Annotated in this window: 17 protein-coding genes and 2 pseudogenes (1 of these 19 running past the window's edge); 10 read left to right on the top strand and 9 right to left on the bottom strand. The window is 66.7% G+C overall.

Going from position 1 to position 15,564, the window contains the following annotated elements; translation table 11 throughout:
- Positions 1-14 precede the first annotated feature (14 nt).
- A complete protein-coding gene (locus JD971_RS06725) occupies positions 15-896 on the top strand; it encodes a DUF1134 domain-containing protein (protein WP_202086831.1) in 882 nt (293 codons plus the stop codon).
- Positions 897-1,017: 121 nt separating this feature from the next.
- Entirely contained in the window at positions 1,018-2,190 is a 1,173-nt protein-coding gene (locus tag JD971_RS06720) for an aromatic amino acid transaminase (protein ID WP_202087426.1), read from the top strand.
- Here JD971_RS06720 and JD971_RS06715 read toward each other — a convergent pair.
- The 6 genes and pseudogenes from JD971_RS06715 to JD971_RS06690 all read right to left on the bottom strand — a co-directional run bounded on the left by JD971_RS06715 (position 2,187) and on the right by JD971_RS06690 (position 6,245).
- Positions 2,187-2,811 (bottom strand): annotated as a pseudogene (locus tag JD971_RS06715) (riboflavin synthase). The gene JD971_RS06720 and the pseudogene JD971_RS06715 overlap by 4 nt on opposite strands.
- The gene (ribD, locus tag JD971_RS06710) at positions 2,796-3,770 is read right to left on the bottom strand and encodes a bifunctional diaminohydroxyphosphoribosylaminopyrimidine deaminase/5-amino-6-(5-phosphoribosylamino)uracil reductase RibD (RefSeq protein ID WP_202087424.1); all 975 of its coding nucleotides are present in this window, start codon (positions 3,768-3,770) and stop codon (positions 2,796-2,798) included. Before ribD ends, JD971_RS06715 begins: the two are co-directional and overlap by 16 nt.
- Complete coding sequence (locus tag JD971_RS06705) at positions 3,763-4,230, bottom strand: hypothetical protein (protein WP_202086830.1); 468 nt, start codon at positions 4,228-4,230, stop codon at positions 3,763-3,765. Before JD971_RS06705 ends, ribD begins: the two co-directional genes overlap by 8 nt.
- Positions 4,231-4,297: 67 nt before the next feature.
- Entirely contained in the window at positions 4,298-5,059 is a 762-nt protein-coding gene (locus tag JD971_RS06700; protein ID WP_236672319.1) for a M48 family metallopeptidase, read from the bottom strand.
- Positions 5,056-5,538: a YcgN family cysteine cluster protein gene (locus tag JD971_RS06695; protein ID WP_236672318.1), complete on the bottom strand. Its 483-nt coding sequence runs from the start codon at positions 5,536-5,538 to the stop codon at positions 5,056-5,058. Before JD971_RS06695 ends, JD971_RS06700 begins: the two co-directional genes overlap by 4 nt.
- Before the next feature lie 32 nt (positions 5,539-5,570).
- Entirely contained in the window at positions 5,571-6,245 is a 675-nt protein-coding gene (locus JD971_RS06690) for an SCO family protein (RefSeq protein WP_236672317.1), read from the bottom strand.
- Between the two features lie 107 nt (positions 6,246-6,352).
- On the opposite strand from JD971_RS06690, the gene JD971_RS06685 reads away from it, so the two are divergent.
- The 5 genes from JD971_RS06685 (at position 6,353) to ssb (ending at position 10,403) form a co-directional block, all read left to right on the top strand.
- Positions 6,353-6,955 carry an ankyrin repeat domain-containing protein gene (locus JD971_RS06685; protein WP_202086828.1) on the top strand — a complete coding sequence of 201 codons (603 nt, stop codon included), beginning with the start codon at positions 6,353-6,355 and terminating at the stop codon, positions 6,953-6,955.
- Positions 6,952-7,611: a COQ9 family protein gene (locus tag JD971_RS06680; protein ID WP_236672316.1), complete on the top strand. Its 660-nt coding sequence runs from the start codon at positions 6,952-6,954 to the stop codon at positions 7,609-7,611. The genes JD971_RS06685 and JD971_RS06680 overlap by 4 nt, the downstream gene beginning before the upstream one ends.
- Positions 7,612-7,686: 75 nt before the next feature.
- Positions 7,687-7,998, top strand: coding sequence for a FeoA family protein (locus JD971_RS06675; protein ID WP_202086827.1), 312 nt, complete (start codon positions 7,687-7,689; stop codon positions 7,996-7,998).
- A complete protein-coding gene (locus JD971_RS06670; RefSeq protein WP_202086825.1) occupies positions 7,995-9,845 on the top strand; it encodes a ferrous iron transporter B in 1,851 nt (616 codons plus the stop codon). The genes JD971_RS06675 and JD971_RS06670 overlap by 4 nt, the downstream gene beginning before the upstream one ends.
- A 24-nt stretch (positions 9,846-9,869) precedes the next feature.
- Entirely contained in the window at positions 9,870-10,403 is a 534-nt protein-coding gene (gene ssb / locus JD971_RS06665; RefSeq protein ID WP_202086823.1) for a single-stranded DNA-binding protein, read from the top strand.
- A 34-nt stretch (positions 10,404-10,437) separates the two neighbouring features.
- Here ssb and JD971_RS06660 read toward each other — a convergent pair whose 3' ends face one another.
- Both JD971_RS06660 and JD971_RS06655 read right to left on the bottom strand, forming a co-directional pair.
- Positions 10,438-10,968 (bottom strand): DUF177 domain-containing protein, encoded by a 531-nt coding sequence (locus JD971_RS06660; RefSeq protein ID WP_236672315.1) that lies wholly within the window; start codon positions 10,966-10,968, stop codon positions 10,438-10,440.
- On the bottom strand, positions 10,965-11,471 hold the full coding sequence (locus JD971_RS06655; protein ID WP_202086821.1) for a ubiquinol-cytochrome C chaperone family protein: 507 nt from the start codon (positions 11,469-11,471) through the stop codon (positions 10,965-10,967). The genes JD971_RS06660 and JD971_RS06655 overlap by 4 nt, the downstream gene beginning before the upstream one ends.
- Before the next feature lie 252 nt (positions 11,472-11,723).
- Here JD971_RS06655 and JD971_RS06650 point away from each other — a divergent pair, with 252 nt between their 5' ends.
- From JD971_RS06650 to hslU, 3 genes and pseudogenes are all read left to right on the top strand, one after another.
- Positions 11,724-12,245, top strand: coding sequence for an outer membrane protein assembly factor BamE (locus JD971_RS06650; RefSeq protein ID WP_236672314.1), 522 nt, complete (start codon positions 11,724-11,726; stop codon positions 12,243-12,245).
- A 65-nt stretch (positions 12,246-12,310) separates the two neighbouring features.
- A complete protein-coding gene (gene hslV / locus JD971_RS06645) occupies positions 12,311-12,889 on the top strand; it encodes an ATP-dependent protease subunit HslV (protein WP_202086819.1) in 579 nt (192 codons plus the stop codon).
- A gap of 14 nt (positions 12,890-12,903) precedes the next feature.
- Positions 12,904-14,208: pseudogene (gene hslU, locus JD971_RS06640) on the top strand (ATP-dependent protease ATPase subunit HslU).
- A gap of 100 nt (positions 14,209-14,308) precedes the next feature.
- On the opposite strand, the gene JD971_RS06635 reads toward hslU, so the two are convergent.
- Positions 14,309-15,564 carry the 3' portion of an ABC transporter ATP-binding protein/permease gene (locus JD971_RS06635; protein ID WP_202086817.1) on the bottom strand. It continues 556 nt past the right edge of the window, so only the last 1,256 of its 1,812 coding nucleotides appear in the window; the start codon falls outside the window, past its right edge — the gene reads right to left on this strand; the stop codon is at positions 14,309-14,311.

The raw sequence follows: 15,564 nt of genomic DNA, 5'->3' as shown, positions 1-15,564 counted from the left end.
GACGGGAAACGACAATGGGACGGTTTATGCAACGCTTTTCGGGTCAATCGTATCGGGTGTCGGGGCCATGGCTTCGCGCCGCAACGCTGCCTGTGGCGGCGATGGCGCTGTGTCTTGCCGGCACGGCGCAGGCGCAGATCACCACCATCGACCCCAATCGCGCGATCGACGGCGATCTGGAGCAGCCGCAACCCGCGCCCCGGTCCCCGGCGCCGCAGTCCGCCGCGCCCGGAGCGCAAGGCGAATTGCCGCCCGTGGCGGGCGACCCCTATGCCGATCCGTATGCGGCCCCGCCGGCGTCGGACTATGTCTATCCCAGCGAAGAGCCCGCGACCGTGCCCTCCCCCGCGCCGACCGCGCCCGGACCGCAGCCGGCTCCCGCGACGCCGCCCGCCGCCGCGCCGCAGGCTGCCACCACCTATCAGCGTGACGACGTGCTCGGCGCGGCGGAGCGCGCCTTTGGCAGCGGTGCCGAAGGGCTGGCCAAGCTGGTCGAGGAGATCCTGAGCAAGCAGGGCGAGCCCAACGCCTATATCACCGGGCGCGAGGCGGGCGGCGCCTTTGCCGTCGGACTGCGCTATGGCGAAGGCACGATGTATCACAAGGTCGAGGGCGAGAAGCCGGTCTACTGGACCGGGCCGTCGATCGGGTTCGACGCGGGCGCCAATGCCGGCTCCACCTTCATCCTCGTCTATAATCTGTGGGACAGCGAGGATCTCTACGAGCGCTATCCCGCTGGCGAGGGGCAGGCCTATGTCGTGGGCGGCTTCAACGCGAGCTATGTCCGCAAGGGCGATGTCGTGCTGATTCCCATTCGCATGGGCGTAGGCGTCAGGCTCGGGATCAATGCGGGCTATCTGCGCTTTTCCAAAAAGCATCGCTGGTTCCCGTTCTAACACCGCCCCAATAAAAATTGATGGCGCTTGAGGCTTGCCCCGCGGTCCCGCGGTCGGCATGAGACGGCGACCCGGCGCCCGATGCGCGCTTCGTTCAGACCGCGAGATGTGACCCATGCCGATGCTTGCCGATCTTCCCGAACAGTCGCCCGATGCGCTTCTGGCGCTGATCAAGATGTATGCCGCCGATCCGCGCAAGGAGAAGATCGACCTCGGCGTCGGCGTCTATCGCACCGACGATGGCGCGACGCCCGTGTTCGCGGCGGTGAAGGGCGCGGAAAGGGATCTGGTCGAGCGGCAGGATTCTAAGGCTTACCTCGGCCCCGAAGGCTGCATGGATTTCGTGCGCTGCCTGATGCCGATCATCCTGGGCGATGACATGGCGAAGAGCGACCGCATCGACGGCATGCAGACGCCGGGCGGCACCGGCGGCGTGCGGCTCGCCGTGGCGCTGGCGCAGGCGGCGGGGGCGAAGCGCGTGTGGATGGGCACGCCGAGCTGGCCGAACCATGCGCAGATCCTGAAGGACATCGGCATGGAGGCCGCGACCTTCAATCACGCCGCCGATGGCGCCACCGACATGGACGCGCTCAAGGATGCGATCGCGAAGGCGGACGCCGGCGATGCGTTCCTGCTCCACGGGTGCTGTCACAATCCGACCGGTATCGATTACACGGTCGATCAATGGCACGAGATCGCCGCCATAATTGCCGAAAAAGGCATCCTGCCCATCCTCGACCTCGCGTATCAGGGGCTGGGCGAGGGGCTGGACGAGGATGCGCAGGGCGTGCGCATCGTGATGAAGGCCGTGCCCGAAGCCCTGCTCGCCTATAGCTGCGACAAGAATTTCGGCCTTTATCGCGACCGTGTCGGCGCCGTCTACGTACAGGCGGCCGAGGCGGATCACCTGCCGCGGATCATGTCGAATGCCGCGTCCTTTGCCCGCGCCACATGGTCCATGCCGCCCGATCACGGCGGTTCGGTGGTGCGCGAGATCGTCGCCGACGATACGCTGCGCGGCGAATGGCTGGACGAGCTTGCGGGCATGCGCCGCCGGATGCTGCAGGTGCGCGCGCGCCTGGCCGAGGCGGGGACCGCCGGTTCGGTCGACCTCACCCCGCTGGCGCAGCAGCATGGCCTGTTCGCGATGCTGCCGCTCGACAAGGATCAGATTCAGGCCCTGCGCAAGGATCACGCCGTTTACATGGCGGGTTCGGGGCGCATCAATATCGCCGGGCTGACGCTCGGCAATATCGACCGGTTCATCGCCGCGCTTGCAAAGGTGAGCGGTTAAGCTTCGCGCAGCGACTGCATCCGGCGCAGGTAGCGGGCGAGGACGTCGATCTCCAGATTGACGCCGTCGCCCGGCTCCCGCGCGCCCAGCGTCGTGACCTCGGCCGTGTGCGGAATGATGTTGAGCGCGAACCGCGCCACGCCATTCGGCAAATCCTCCACCGCGTTCACGGTGAGCGAGACACCATCGACCGTGATCGAGCCTTTGCCTGCGATATAGGCGGCGATGTCGCGCGGGGCGTCGATCTCGAAATGGATGGGAGCCGGCGCGTTCCTCGCGCACGGCGACGGTGCCGACCGCATCGACATGGCCGGTCACGATATGCCCGCCCAGCTCGTCCCCGAGTTTCAGCGCCTGCTCCAGATTGAGCCGCGCCCCTTCGCGCCATTGTCCGGGCGCGGTGCGCGAAATCGTTTCGTCCGACACGTCGAGCGCGAACCACGCATCGCCCGGCGCCCCGCCGCGATCCACCACGGTCAGGCAGACGCCGGAACAGGCGATGGACGCACCGATCGCCATGTCGGAGGGGTCGAAGGAGCACGCGACGGTGAGCCGCGTATCGCCGCCATCGCGCGAAACGCGGGCGACCGTGCCGATTGCTGTGGTTATGCCGGTAAACATGGGATCCGTTCGTAGTGTTCCATCGTGTCCTTGCCAAGCATGCGCCGGTCGCGCAATCGCCATTGTTCGTGCGCATCGGCAAGCGTGGCGAGCCCGATGTCGCCGATCCCGGCCATGCCCCCGCCAATCACGATCGGCGCGCGATAGATCAGCAGCCTGTCGACATGCCCGGCGGCAAGAAAGGCGGCGGCGGTTTCGGCCCCGCCTTCGACCATGAGATATTGCGCGGGAAGGAGCGGCGAAAGATCGTCCGCCGCGCGCAGGGCCGACCATCCGGGCGGCGCGTCACCGCGGCTCAACACCCATCGGACGGGGCTGCACCGTTCGAGGCCGGGGAGCCGCACGTCGAGCCGGGGCGCATCCGCGCGCAATGTGCCGCCCCCGACCAGGATGGCATCGTGGCACGCGCGCACCAGATGGGTATGCGCGCGGGCCGCAGGGCCGGTGATCCACTGGCTGCTTCCGTCGGCCATGGCGATGCACCCGTCGAGCGACAGCGCCAGTTTCAGCGTGACGAGAGGCCGCCCCCGGCCTTCGCGCATCAGATAGCCGGCAAGCGAATCGCGCGACGCCTCGCTCGCGCATGATGCGGCGCTTATGCCCGCGGCTCTCAACGCGGCGATCCCCTTGCCCGCGGTACGCGGATCGGGATCCTCGCATCCCACGACCACGCGCGCAACGCCCGCCGCGATCAGAAGCGCGGAGCAGGCCGGGCCGCGCGTGGAGACATGTGCGCACGGCTCCAGCGTGACATAGGCGGTCGCCCCGCGCGCACGGTCGCCGGCCTGCCGCAGGGCCATCGCCTCGGCATGGGGGCGCCCGCCCGGCTGTGTCCAGCCGCGCCCGACCACGATGCCATGGCGCACGAGGATGCACCCGACCGCGGGGTTGGGAAGGCTTAGCGGGCGGGCGCGTGACGCCAGCCGCGCCGCGGCATCGAGCCAGCGGGAATCAGAAATTCTTTTCGACCCGCTCTACCGCGCGGCGGCGGGCCTCCGCCTCGCGGGCTTCGCGCATGGCGCGCTCGCGCTCGCCCTGCCGGCGGGCTTCCTCCACGTCGATGCCGGACACGCGGGCGACGGTTTCGTAACGCTCGCGAATCTCCTCCTCGCGCGCGGCACGTTCGGCGCGCAGCGCATCCTTGCGTTTCTGATTCTCGATATTGGAGGCGATGATCTCCGCGTCGGAGCGGCCCGGCTCGAACGTGTTGATGTACGTGATGGTGGGTGCGCGCGGCTCGATCCGGTAGCTTTCGCCGAAAATCGTGCCGAAGATACAGACCGTCACCGCCGCCGCCAGCGCGAAAAAGCGCCAGCGATGCGGGTTTTCCTCCATCCAAACGCCGCGAAAATCCCGCACCGCACCCATCGGGTTGATGAGGGAGAGAAATCGCGAAAGACCTGTTTTCTGAACTGCCATGTCCTGCCCAAGATAGGAGCTGTGGTGCGCCGTGGCCAGCCCGCCGCGTGATCCGCGATGCGCCGGCCTAGCCGAACGCGGCGTAGAGCGTGCGCCCATGCTCGCTCAGCCAGCGATTCGCATGCCCGAGATCGCCATCGAAGATCCTGGCGTGGAGCGCATGAAACGCCGGTGAATGATCGAAATGCACGAGATGCGCGACCTCGTGCGCGGCGACGGACCGGCGCACTGCATCCTCCGCCATGACGAGCCGCCAGTTGAGCCGGATGGTCCCGTCGCGCGCACAGCTGCCCCAGCGGCGCTGCGCCCGGCTGAGCCTGACGGCCGGGGCGGGGATCGCGGCCAGGGCGCAGAAATCCGCCACGTCGGCCGTCATGAGCCGCAGCGCCTCCTCCTCCAGCCAGCGGCGGATACGGCCCTCCATCCCCTCCACCGGCCCGCCGCACCACAGCACGGCCCCGTCCACCTCGGGACGCCGGGCGCGGGCGGCATCGCGCGTCACGCGAAGAACCCGCCCGCGAAAGGGCAGCGTGCCGCCATCGGCGATGACGAGCGCGCGCGGCAGCTTCGCCCGCTGCGCCGCGAGCCAGTCGGCACGCGCCGTCGCGAATCGGACCCCCTCGTCGAGCGCGACGAAGCGGGGAATGCTCACCCGCGCCTCCGCCCCATCGGGCGACAGGCGCAAGGTCATCCGGCGCGCGGTCGGGTGACGGCGCACGACGAGCGGTAGGGGACCGTCGGGCAAATCCACCGTGCCGCGCATCTGCGTCGCCGGTGGCGCACGGCGCGAGAGAAAGGCGTTGAGCCCGGCGCGGGCGCGGCTCTTCATTCGCCGTCCTCGTCCGTATCGCCATCGGGAGCGAGCACGAGTTCGTAGCCGGGAATGACGACATGCTCCTCGATCGGGCCGGCGTCATCCTCCGATATGACCTTTCCGGCGACGGAAATCCCCGCCCGGTGGACCGCGTCGCGATCCCCGCAGATCAGATAGTGCCATTCGCGCAAGGCTTCACCATTCGCGCGCAGGCGATAGGCGCACGTGTCGGGAAGCCAGTGCAGTTCATGCGCCTTTTCGCGGGTCAACTGCAGGCAATCGGGCACCTTCGCCTTGCGATTGGGGTAATCGGTGCACCGCGCGCTTTGCGTGTCGAGCAGGCGGCAGGCGACATTGGTGGGGTAAATCTCGCCCGTGTCGGCATCCTCCAGCTTGTGCAGGCAGCAATTGCCGCATCCGTCGCACAGCGCCTCCCACTCCGCATCGTCGAGCGCGGCGAGCGGTTTTTCCCAGAACGGCAGGTCGCCAGTCACAGGGTCCTCCACTGGGCCAGTCACAGAGCCCTTCACCGGACCCATTTCGCCAGCTCTTCGGCGACCGCGGCGGCGCCCTCGTTCGTGGGGAGCAGCGCGACCGGATTGCCGTCGGGATCGAACAGCATCGCCGCGTTGCTATGCTCCATCAAATAGCCGCCACCCGCCGATTCGGCGCCCTTTTCGTGATAGACCACGAAGGCGTCCGCTGCCTGCGCGACCTGCTCCTCCGTTCCGGTCAGGCCGACCATGCGCGGATGGAAATTGGCGACGAATTCGCCGACGGCTTGCGGCGTGTCGCGCTCCGGGTCGATGGTGATGAAGATCGGCGTGACCTGTTCGGCGCGGTCCGGCGCCTCTTTCGCGAACAGGGTGAGGCCCTGCCCGATCGCCTGCGCATCGACGGGGCACACGTCGGGACAGAAGGTGTAGCCGAAATAGACGATGCGCCACTGCCCGGCAAAATCGGCCCAGCGGACGGTCTGCCCCTCACTATTGATAAGCGTGAAATCTCCGCCGATGGCCGCACCGGCGAGCGGCGGCGGTTCCGCCGCACCCTCGCCCGCATCGCCCCAGCCGCACGAGGCGAGCGCCAGTGCGAGTGAAAGCGCAAGACCGGACAACATGGTGCGCAGGCGCGGACGGGCGCGCAGGGGCAGGGCGGGGCGGCGAGTGCGATCGTAATGGGGCATGGAAGGGCGGTTCATGTCCTGCTAAAGCATGAGACGCAAGTGAAAGCGCCGCGCATCGCGCGTAGGGTAGAGCGCGGCCGATACAACCGCCGGATCAGGATATGGCAGGGATACGAACCGGAATGAACACACGTCTTTTCACCGTTCTGGCCGCGGCGGCGGCGGCGTGCCTGTCGGCGAACCCGGCGGCCGCGCAATTTTCCGAAGGCTATCGTTTCCTCGAAGCGGTGGAAAAGCGCGACGGCGAAACCGCGATCGCCGCATTGAACGAACCGGGCAGCACGCTGGTCAATACCCGCGACGTGGGCACGGGGCGGTCGGCGCTTCACATCGTGGTGGCGCGCCGGGACCGAACCTGGCTCGATTTCCTGCTCGACAAGGGGGCGAACCCGAACGTGCGCGATTCAGAGGGGATCAGCCCGCTCGAAATGGCGTCGTCGCTGCGCTTTCTCGAAGGGGTGGAAATGCTGGCCAAGGCAGGCGCCGACGTGAACGAGACGAATGCGACGGGGGAAACCCCGCTGATCGTGGCGACCCATCTGCGCGATGCCGATCTTGCGAAGATTCTGCTCGACAACGGGGCGAACCCCGACCGCGCCGATTCGTCGGGCCGCAGTGCGCGCGATTACGCGACGCTCGCCGGGCGCAGCAACCCGGTGCTTGCCCTGATCGAGCGGCAGGACAGCGCCGCCCGCAACCCCCAGACCTACGGACCGAGCCTGTGATCGACGCCGATACGCTGACCCTCGACGCGCTGGCCATCGCGCTGGCCCCCGCGATTGCGGATGCGGCGATTTTCGACGGGTGGAGCGATACCGCGCTCGTCGCCGCGGCGGAGATGGAAGGCGTGGACCCGGCGGTGGCGCGGCTCGCGTTTCCGGGCGGCGCGATGGACATGATCGCGGCATGGATCGGCGCCATCGACCGCCGCATGGCCGAGGAGTTGAACCCCGCCGAACTCGCCGCGATGAAGATTCGCGACCGTATCCATGCGCTCGTGATGTTCCGGCTCGACGCCGCATTGCCGCAACGCGAATCGCTGCGCCGGGCGATGACGATCATGGCGATGCCGCAAAATCTCGCCCGCTCGGCACGGCTCGGGTGGAGCAGCGCCGACCTCATGTGGCGCATGGCGGGCGACACGGCGACCGATTACAACCATTATACGAAACGTGCGATCCTAGCCTCGATCTACGCCGCGACGCTCACCGTGTTCGCCGACGACGACAGCGACGGACAGGCCGACACGCGCGCCTTTCTCGACCGCCGGATCGACGGCGTGATGAAGTTCGAGAAAGCCAAGGCCAAATGGCAAAACCCCGATCGCGAACGGTTCAGCCCGCTCCGCATGCTCGGACGGCTGCGGTATCCCTCGCGTTGAGGCCCTCGCGTTTAGGGTGGCGCGCTTTATTGAGAATTAGTTGCAAAGAGCGTCGCTATGTGCGACCGGCGGACCATGACCAACGGGTTCGAAACACGAATTGAGACGCTGGCCGAAAGGCCGCTGGGCAGCGTGTCGCGCATCGTCGCGGTGGACTGGGACACGCTCGCGCCCGAAGAGGCGCGACGCCTGCGTGCGCTGGGCATCGATGACGGCGCCACGGTAAAGCTCGCGCATCGGGGCATTTTTGCCGGGCGCGATCCGCTTGCGCTCGAAATCGGGCGCATGACCATCGCGGTGCGGCGCGTCCATGCCGAAGCGATTCGGGTCGAGGCGGTCGCGGATGCCGGCACGCAGCCCGCCACCGGCGCGGACGCGGCAGCATGAGCCGGCCGATCCGCACCGTCGCGCTGGTTGGCAATCCGAACGCGGGCAAGAGTGCGTTGTTCAACGCGCTTACGGGTGCGCGGCAGAAGATTGCGAACTATCCCGGCGTCACGGTGGAGCGCAAGGCGGGCCGCATGGCGCTGTCCAATGGCGAGCCGGTCGAGCTGGTCGACCTTCCCGGCAGCTATTCTCTCGACCCGTCGAGCCCGGACGAGGCCGTGACCCGCGACGTCATCCTCGGCGATCAGGAAGGGCAGCGCCGTCCCGACGCGCTCGTCATCGTGGTCGATGCCGCCAATCTGGAACAGCATCTCGTCTTCGCGCAGGAGCTCATCGCGCTCGACCTGCCGGTGGTCGTCGCGCTCAACATGGTCGACCTTGCAAAGCGCGACGGGCTGGTGCTCGATGCGAAGGCGCTGGGCGAGGCGCTCGGCGTGCCGGTGGTGGAAACGGTGGCGGTGCGCCGCCGCGGACTGGACGCGCTGACCGATGCGTTGCAGCGCGCCGTCAACGAAAAGCATCAGGCGCCCTTTTTCGCCGCCGATCTCGACATGACCGAACGCCGCGTCAGCGCCCACGCCATCGCACAGCGCGCGCTGGTATCCGAAACGCGGACGCGGCGCATGCATCGCGGGCTGGACAAGGTACTGCTTCACCCTTGGATCGGGCCGGTCATCCTGTTCGCCCTGCTGTTCGTGGTGTTTCAGGCCGTGTTCGCATGGGCGACGCCCTTTGCCGACGGGCTGGAGGCCGGTGTCGCCTTCGTGAGCGAGCAGGTCGCCGCGATCCTGCCCGACGGGCTGATCCGCGACGCGATTACCGAGGGCGTCCTGGCAGGCGTCGGCTCCGTCGTCGTGTTCCTGCCGCAGATCGTGATCCTCTTCTTCTTCATCCTCTTGATGGAGGCGACCGGATACATGGCCCGCGCCGCGTTCCTGATGGACCGGATGATGGCCGCCGTCGGCCTTTCGGGACGTAGCTTCATCCCGCTGCTGTCCAGCTTCGCCTGCGCCATTCCGGGCATCATGGCGACGCGTTCGATCTCCGACCCGAAGGACAGGCTGACCACGATCCTCATCGCGCCATTGATGACGTGTTCGGCGCGGCTGCCGGTCTATGCGGTGATCATCGCGGCGTTCATTCCGGCCCGCACGGTCGGGCCGGGGATCGGTTTGCAGGGGCTGGTGCTGTTCGCGCTTTACGTCGCGGGGATCGTCGGGGCGATGGTCGTCGCGCTGATCCTGCGGCGCAGCGTGGCGAAGGGCGCGGCGAGCGGGTTCATCATGGAATTGCCGCGCTATCAATGGCCGCGCCTGTCGGACATCGCGCTCGGCCTGTGGCAACGCGCGTGGATCTTCCTGCGCCGGGCAGGCACGATCATCTTTGCCGCGACGGTGGTGCTGTGGCTGTTGCTCTCCTTTCCGCAGGCAGAACCGGGCGAAAGCCAGGTCGATGCCAGCATCGCGGGGCATATCGCGGACGGGCTTTACGTCGTGGTCGAGCCGATCGGGTTCAATCGCGACATCGCGCTCGCGCTCATCCCCGCGATGGCCGCGCGCGAGGTGGCGGTGTCCTCGCTCGCCACGACCTACGCGGTGGAAAGCGGCGACGAGGAAGAGACGGCCATGGCTCTCACCGACCGGCTGTCGAGCCGGTGGAGCCTGCCGACCGCGCTCGCCTTTCTGGCCTGGTTCGTGTTCGCGCCGCAGTGTCTGTCCACCATTGCCGTGGCGAAGCGGGAAACGAATGGGTGGAAATGGCCGGTCTTCATGTTGGCATATCTGTTCGCGCTCGCCTACATCTTTGCGGGAATCACCTATTGGCTCGCCGTTGCGGCCGGGCTCTGACGCAAGCATTCAAGGCAGGAATTTATGGCAGGCAGTCTCAACAAGGTCATGCTCATCGGCAATCTGGGCGCCGACCCGGAGGTCCGCAGCTTTCAGAACGGCGGCAAGGTGTGCAACCTGCGCCTCGCCACCACCGAAAACTGGAAGGACCGCGAAGGTCAGCGCCAGGAAAAGACTGAGTGGCACACCGTGTCGATCTTTTCCGAAGGGTTGATCAGCGTCGCCGAACGCTTCCTGCGCAAGGGCAGCAAGATCTATGTCGAGGGGCAGCTGCAAACCCGCAAATGGCAGGATCAGCAGGGCAATGACCGCTACTCAACCGAAATCGTCCTGCGCGGATTCGGCGGCACGCTGACTATGCTCGACGGCAAGTCGGGCGGCGGCGGCGGCGGCGATTGGGGCGGCGGGCAGTCGGGCAATTCCGGCGGCGGTCAATCCGGCGGCTGGAACAAGGGCGCGTCGGGCGGTGGTTCCGCGGGCGGTTCGGGCGGCGGTTTCGGCGGCGGTCAGGGCGGCGGCGGTGGCTACGACGATCTGGACGACGATATTCCGTTCTGATCGCGGGCCGCTCCGCACGGCCACCCCGGTCATGTCAGTCTTTTGAAGACCCCTTCGATACCGCGCCCTTGAGCACGGCGAAGGGGTTTTCCCGTTCCGGCTCCTCCAGTCCGACCGCGTCGCGCACCCGGTCCGCGTCCGGCCCGGTGGCGAACGGATCGATGGCGAGCGCGACGCTTTGCGCCACGGCCTCGCCCAGGTCGAACTGATCGCCATCATAGGGGATCTCGTCGAGCTCGTCGGCTTCGAGTTCGATTTCGTCCGGCATTTGCGAGGTGGCGGGCACGAAGCGGAAATGCAGCGGTTCGGAAATCTTCGTGCGCAGATCCTCGCCCGACACGGCGCAGGCCTGCGTGGCGGCGGCGCTCAACTGTCCGCGCGCCTCCACGACGCCGCCATCGATTTCGAGGCTGAGCCGCGCGACGAGCGAATCGAGCGACACGATGCCGAAACGCTTTGCAAGTGCGGTTCGCTCCTCCGGCTTCGCGGTGATTTCGACGATGCGGCCATCGGCCTGCTGCGCCGGGACCCAGCGCGGCATCTCGGACGGTATGCTTTCCTTCATCGCGCGATATTTCCTTTCAGCAAGTCTTCCATCTCCACCGCCCGGATGTCGGCCATCAAGCGCCGCAGCCCGGCCGCCATCCGCGTGCCGTCGTCATCGGGGTCGATCATCGTCGTGTTGCGCCGGGCCGCCTGCGCGAGCGCGTCGTCGTCGGCATGGGCGAGCCCCTCGCGATAGGCGCCGATCCGCCCGCCGAGCGCGGCCATCAGCTTGCCCATGCGCTTGCCCACCACGAGATCGCCGACCCCGGCCTCGCGCAATTGTCCGTCCATGTCGTCGATGAACAGTTCGGTCAGCCGCGCGGCGTGGTGCGCGGCGCCCTCGTCCTCGAACCGGATCATGACGAGCGCCATGACCGCGCTGATCATGTCGAATCGCCCCTCCACCGTATCGGCGACCCCGTCGGCCGCGTACCAGTGCGGCTCACGCGCGATGGCGACGATGCGGTGCCACAAATCGGTGAGGTCGGTGGCGCGCTGACGCTTGAAAAGACGGGATAGCATGGTCGTTCCTTCGATGTGTCGCCGGCGCCGCCGCAGGGCTGTTCAGCGCCGATTAAACGCATGGACCCCAATTCCCGTCCCGATCAGGGAACCGGCGGCGCGTGCGTATCGCACGGTCTTGTGCGCTTCGCCCGCGTTCCGTAAGGGTTCGGCGCCCGTCCTACCGATATAGGTCGAAACGCGGGCATGACAACGTGGGCGCGCAGCCATTTGCGCTGACCCGGCAGTATGACGAAAAGGCGCGTTGAGCACATGAATTTCATTTCCGGCACCGCATCGCGCCGTTCCATCGCCGGCAGGATGGCCAGCAGGGCGCTTGTCCTCGCGCTCGTCGCACCGGCCATGCTGGGCGGGTGCACCGCCATTCGCGACCGGCGCGGCTATGTCGGCGACGTCGCGCTCACGCAGTCGATCCAGCCGGGCATCGACAATGCCCGCTCGGTCGAAGGCACGCTCGGCCGGCCCAGCTTTACCAGCCAGTTCGGCGACAACATCTGGTATTACGTGACCAGCGCGCAGCAGCGCGAGATTTTCGGCGGCTCCCATATCGTGGAACACCGGGTCCTGCGCGTGCGGTTCGATCCGTCGGGCAATGTCCTGGGGGTCGACAATACCGGCATGGATCTGGTGCGCGACATCAATCCCGATAACAAGACCACGCCGACGCTGGGCCGCGATCGCGGATTTTTCGAGGATCTGTTCGGCAATATCGGCTCGGTCGGGGCCGGCGGGCTTCCCGGTGCGGGTCCGGGCGCGGGCGGCGGCCCACCCTGAGGTTGCGGAGCGATATGCGGACCGCGCGCGGTTGAACCGCGCGCGGCCCCACCCATATCGCCGGCATGAGATCACATGACGAAGCCCACGGCCTGGTGCCGTGGCACGGAACCACCATCATCGGCGTCAAGCGCGGCAACCGCACCATCGTGGCGGGCGACGGGCAGGTGTCGATGGGCAATACGGTGATGAAGCCCAACGCCCGCAAGGTGCGCCGCATCGGCGAAGGCGGCCCGGACAAGGGCAAGGTCATCGCAGGCTTTGCCGGCGCGACGGCGGATGCGTTCACTTTGTTCGAACGGCTCGAACGCAAGCTCGAACAATATCGCGGGCAATTGATGCGCGCCGCGGTCGAACTCGCCAAGGATTGGCGGACCGACAAATATCTCCGCAATCTGGAAGCGTTGATGATCGTCGCGGATAAAGACGTGCTGCTGGTGATCACCGGCAATGGCGACGTGCTCGAACCCGAAGGCGGGATCGCCGCGATTGGCTCGGGGGGCAATTACGCGCTCGCCGCGGCAAAAGCGCTGTCGGATTACGAACAGGATCCGGAAAAGATCGCCCGCCGCGCGATGGAGGTCGCCGCGGATGTGTGCGTCTTTACCAATGGCAATGTGACGGTCGAGGCCGTCGGCGAATGAGAACCCCCGAAACCATGACGAACACGAACCTCACCCCGAAGGCCATCGTGGCCGCGCTCGACGAACATATCGTCGGACAGACCGATGCGAAGCGCGCCGTGGCCGTGGCCCTGCGCAATCGCTGGCGGCGGCAGCGCCTGCCCGAGGAATTGCGGAACGAGGTCACGCCCAAGAACATCCTCATGATCGGGCCCACCGGCTGCGGCAAGACCGAGATCAGCCGCCGTCTGGCGAAACTCGCCGATGCGCCTTTCGTCAAGGTCGAGGCGACCAAGTTCACCGAGGTCGGCTATGTCGGGCGCGATGTCGAACAGATCGCCCGTGACCTTGCCGAGGAAGCGATCCGCCTTGAAAAGGACCGCCGCCGCGACGCGGTGCGCGATGCGGCGTAGGCCGCGGCGATGAAGCGCCTGCTCGACGCGCTCGTCGGTGACAGCGCCAGCGAGGCGACGCGCGAAAGCTTCCGGCAGCGGATCGTCGACAACCATCTCAACGATACCGAGGTGGAGATCGAGGTCGAGGACCAGCCCGCGATGAACATGGAACTGCCCGGCATGGGCGGCAATGTGGGCATGATCAACCTGTCCGACATGATGGGCAAGGCGTTCGGGGGGCAGAAGCTGAAACGCCGGAAACTGCGCGTCGCCGATGCCTGGGACAAGCTGGTCGACGAGGAATCGGAAAAGCGCATGGACCAGGACGACGTCGCCCGCGTCGCGCTGCAGAATGCCGAAACCAACGGGATCGTGTTCCTCGACGAGATCGACAAGATCGCCGTGCCCGACAATCGCGGCGGGCAGGTCAGCCGCGAAGGGGTGCAGCGCGATCTGCTCCCCCTCATCGAAGGCACGACCGTGTCGACCAAATACGGTCCGATGAAGACCGACCATATCCTCTTCATCGCCAGCGGCGCGTTCCACGTGTCGAAGCCCAGCGACATGCTCCCGGAGTTACAGGGGCGCCTGCCGATCCGGGTAGAGCTGAAGGCGCTGACCGAAGAGGATTTCGTGCGGATCCTGTGCGAGACGCGCGCCAATCTGGTGCAGCAGTACAAGGCGCTCATCGGGACGGAGGACGTGACGCTCGATTTCAGCGAGGAGGCGATCCGCGAGATCGCCACCATCGCCGCGCAGGTGAACGAAAGCGTCGAGAACATCGGTGCCCGCCGCTTGTCGACGGTGATGGAAAAGCTGCTCGAGGAAGTGAGCTTCGATGCGGAGGAGCGCGGCGGGTCCACCGTGTCGGTCGACCGCGACTATGTGCGCGAACGGCTCGCCGAACTCGCGCAGGACAGCGATCTGTCGAAATATATCCTCTGACGACGTAGCATTCGCTGCAAGAAAAACGGCGCCATCTCCACGCGGGGATGGCGCCGTTTTCGTACCGGATTTGCGTGTGCGTCGGGTTGCGCCTGTGCGTTCAGGCCGGCTCTTCCTGACTATCGGCGGCCTGCCGCGCCCACATTTCGGCATAGAGCCCGTCATGGCGCAGCAATTGCGCATGGCTCCCGCTTTCGGCGAGGCGCCCGTGGTCCAGCACGAGAATACGGTCGGTATCGACCACGGTGGACAGCCGGTGCGCGATGGTGAGCGTCGTGCGATGCCGCGCGATCCGTCGCATCGTGCGCAATATGTCCTGTTCCGTGCGCGAATCGAGTGCGCTGGTCGCCTCGTCGAACAGGATGATCGGCGGATCCTTCAATAGCGTGCGGGCGATGGCGACGCGCTGCTTCTCCCCGCCCGACAGTTTCAGCCCGCGTTCGCCCACTTCGGTGTCGTACCCCGATGGCAGACGTTCGATAAATTCGGCGATGGCGGCGCCGTGTGCCGCGGCCTCGATCTCGTCCCGGGTCGCGCCTTCACGGCCATAGGCGAGATTATAGCCGATGCTTTCGTTGAACAGCACGCTGTCCTGCGGGACGATGCCGATCTGGCGGCGCAGGCTTTCCTGCGTCACGTCGCGAATGTCCTGTCCGTCGATGAGGATGCGGCCGTCCTGCGGGTCGTAGAAGCGGAAGAGCAACCGCGCGATTGTGGATTTTCCGGCGCCCGACGGCCCGACGATGGCGATCCGCTCGCCGGCGTCGACCTCGAAGCTCAACCCGTGCAGGATTTCACGGTCGGGGTCGTAGCCGAAATGCACGTTGTCGAAGGCGATCGTCGCACGGGCCACGTGGATGGCTGGCGCGCCGGGCTTGTCCGCGACCTCCACCGGCGTGTCGATCAGCCGGAACATCTCCGCCATGTCGATGAGGCCCTGCCGGATCGTGCGATAGACCCAGCCCAGCATGTCGAGCGGGCGGAACAGCTGCGTCAGATAGGTATTCACGAAGACGAGATCGCCGGTGCTCAGCTCCCCGCGGCTCCACCCCCACACGGTATAGCCCATCGCCGCGGCCATCAGCAGGTTCATGATCGCAGCCTGCACGATGTTGAGCAGACCGAGCGAGTTTTCGGATTTCAGCGCCGCCTGCGCATAGGCCCGCGCGGCCCCGGCATAGCGTTCCTGCTCGCGATGCTCGGCGCCGAAATATTTGACCGTCTCGTAATTCAGGAGCGAATCGACCGCGCGCGACAGGGCATGGCCGTCCATCTCGTTCATTTCGGCGCGCAGTTTTGTCCGCCATTCGGTGATCCACCGGGTGATGAGGATATAGGCGACCACGGTCGTGCCCG

Origin of the sequence: Croceicoccus sp. YJ47, assembly GCF_016745095.1 — a bacterium.
GTDB lineage: Bacteria > Pseudomonadota > Alphaproteobacteria > Sphingomonadales > Sphingomonadaceae > Croceicoccus.
This window is presented reverse-complemented; position numbering and strand designations above follow the sequence as displayed.

Excerpts from the sequence above, each read along its gene's own strand:
- JD971_RS06725 (WP_202086831.1), top strand. The coding sequence starts at position 15 with ATGGGACGGTTTATGCAACGCTTTTCGGGTCAATCGTATCGGGTGTCG.
- JD971_RS06720 (WP_202087426.1), top strand. The coding sequence starts at position 1,018 with ATGCTTGCCGATCTTCCCGAACAGTCGCCCGATGCGCTTCTGGCGCTG.
- JD971_RS06705 (WP_202086830.1), bottom strand. The coding sequence starts at position 4,230 with ATGGCAGTTCAGAAAACAGGTCTTTCGCGATTTCTCTCCCTCATCAAC.
- JD971_RS06700 (WP_236672319.1), bottom strand. The coding sequence starts at position 5,059 with ATGAAGAGCCGCGCCCGCGCCGGGCTCAACGCCTTTCTCTCGCGCCGT.
- JD971_RS06690 (WP_236672317.1), bottom strand. The coding sequence starts at position 6,245 with ATGAACCGCCCTTCCATGCCCCATTACGATCGCACTCGCCGCCCCGCC.
- JD971_RS06685 (WP_202086828.1), top strand. The coding sequence starts at position 6,353 with ATGAACACACGTCTTTTCACCGTTCTGGCCGCGGCGGCGGCGGCGTGC.
- JD971_RS06675 (WP_202086827.1), top strand. The coding sequence starts at position 7,687 with ATGACCAACGGGTTCGAAACACGAATTGAGACGCTGGCCGAAAGGCCG.
- JD971_RS06670 (WP_202086825.1), top strand. The coding sequence starts at position 7,995 with ATGAGCCGGCCGATCCGCACCGTCGCGCTGGTTGGCAATCCGAACGCG.
- ssb (WP_202086823.1), top strand. The coding sequence starts at position 9,870 with ATGGCAGGCAGTCTCAACAAGGTCATGCTCATCGGCAATCTGGGCGCC.
- JD971_RS06660 (WP_236672315.1), bottom strand. The coding sequence starts at position 10,968 with ATGAAGGAAAGCATACCGTCCGAGATGCCGCGCTGGGTCCCGGCGCAG.
- JD971_RS06655 (WP_202086821.1), bottom strand. The coding sequence starts at position 11,471 with ATGCTATCCCGTCTTTTCAAGCGTCAGCGCGCCACCGACCTCACCGAT.
- JD971_RS06650 (WP_236672314.1), top strand. The coding sequence starts at position 11,724 with ATGAATTTCATTTCCGGCACCGCATCGCGCCGTTCCATCGCCGGCAGG.
- hslV (WP_202086819.1), top strand. The coding sequence starts at position 12,311 with ATGAGATCACATGACGAAGCCCACGGCCTGGTGCCGTGGCACGGAACC.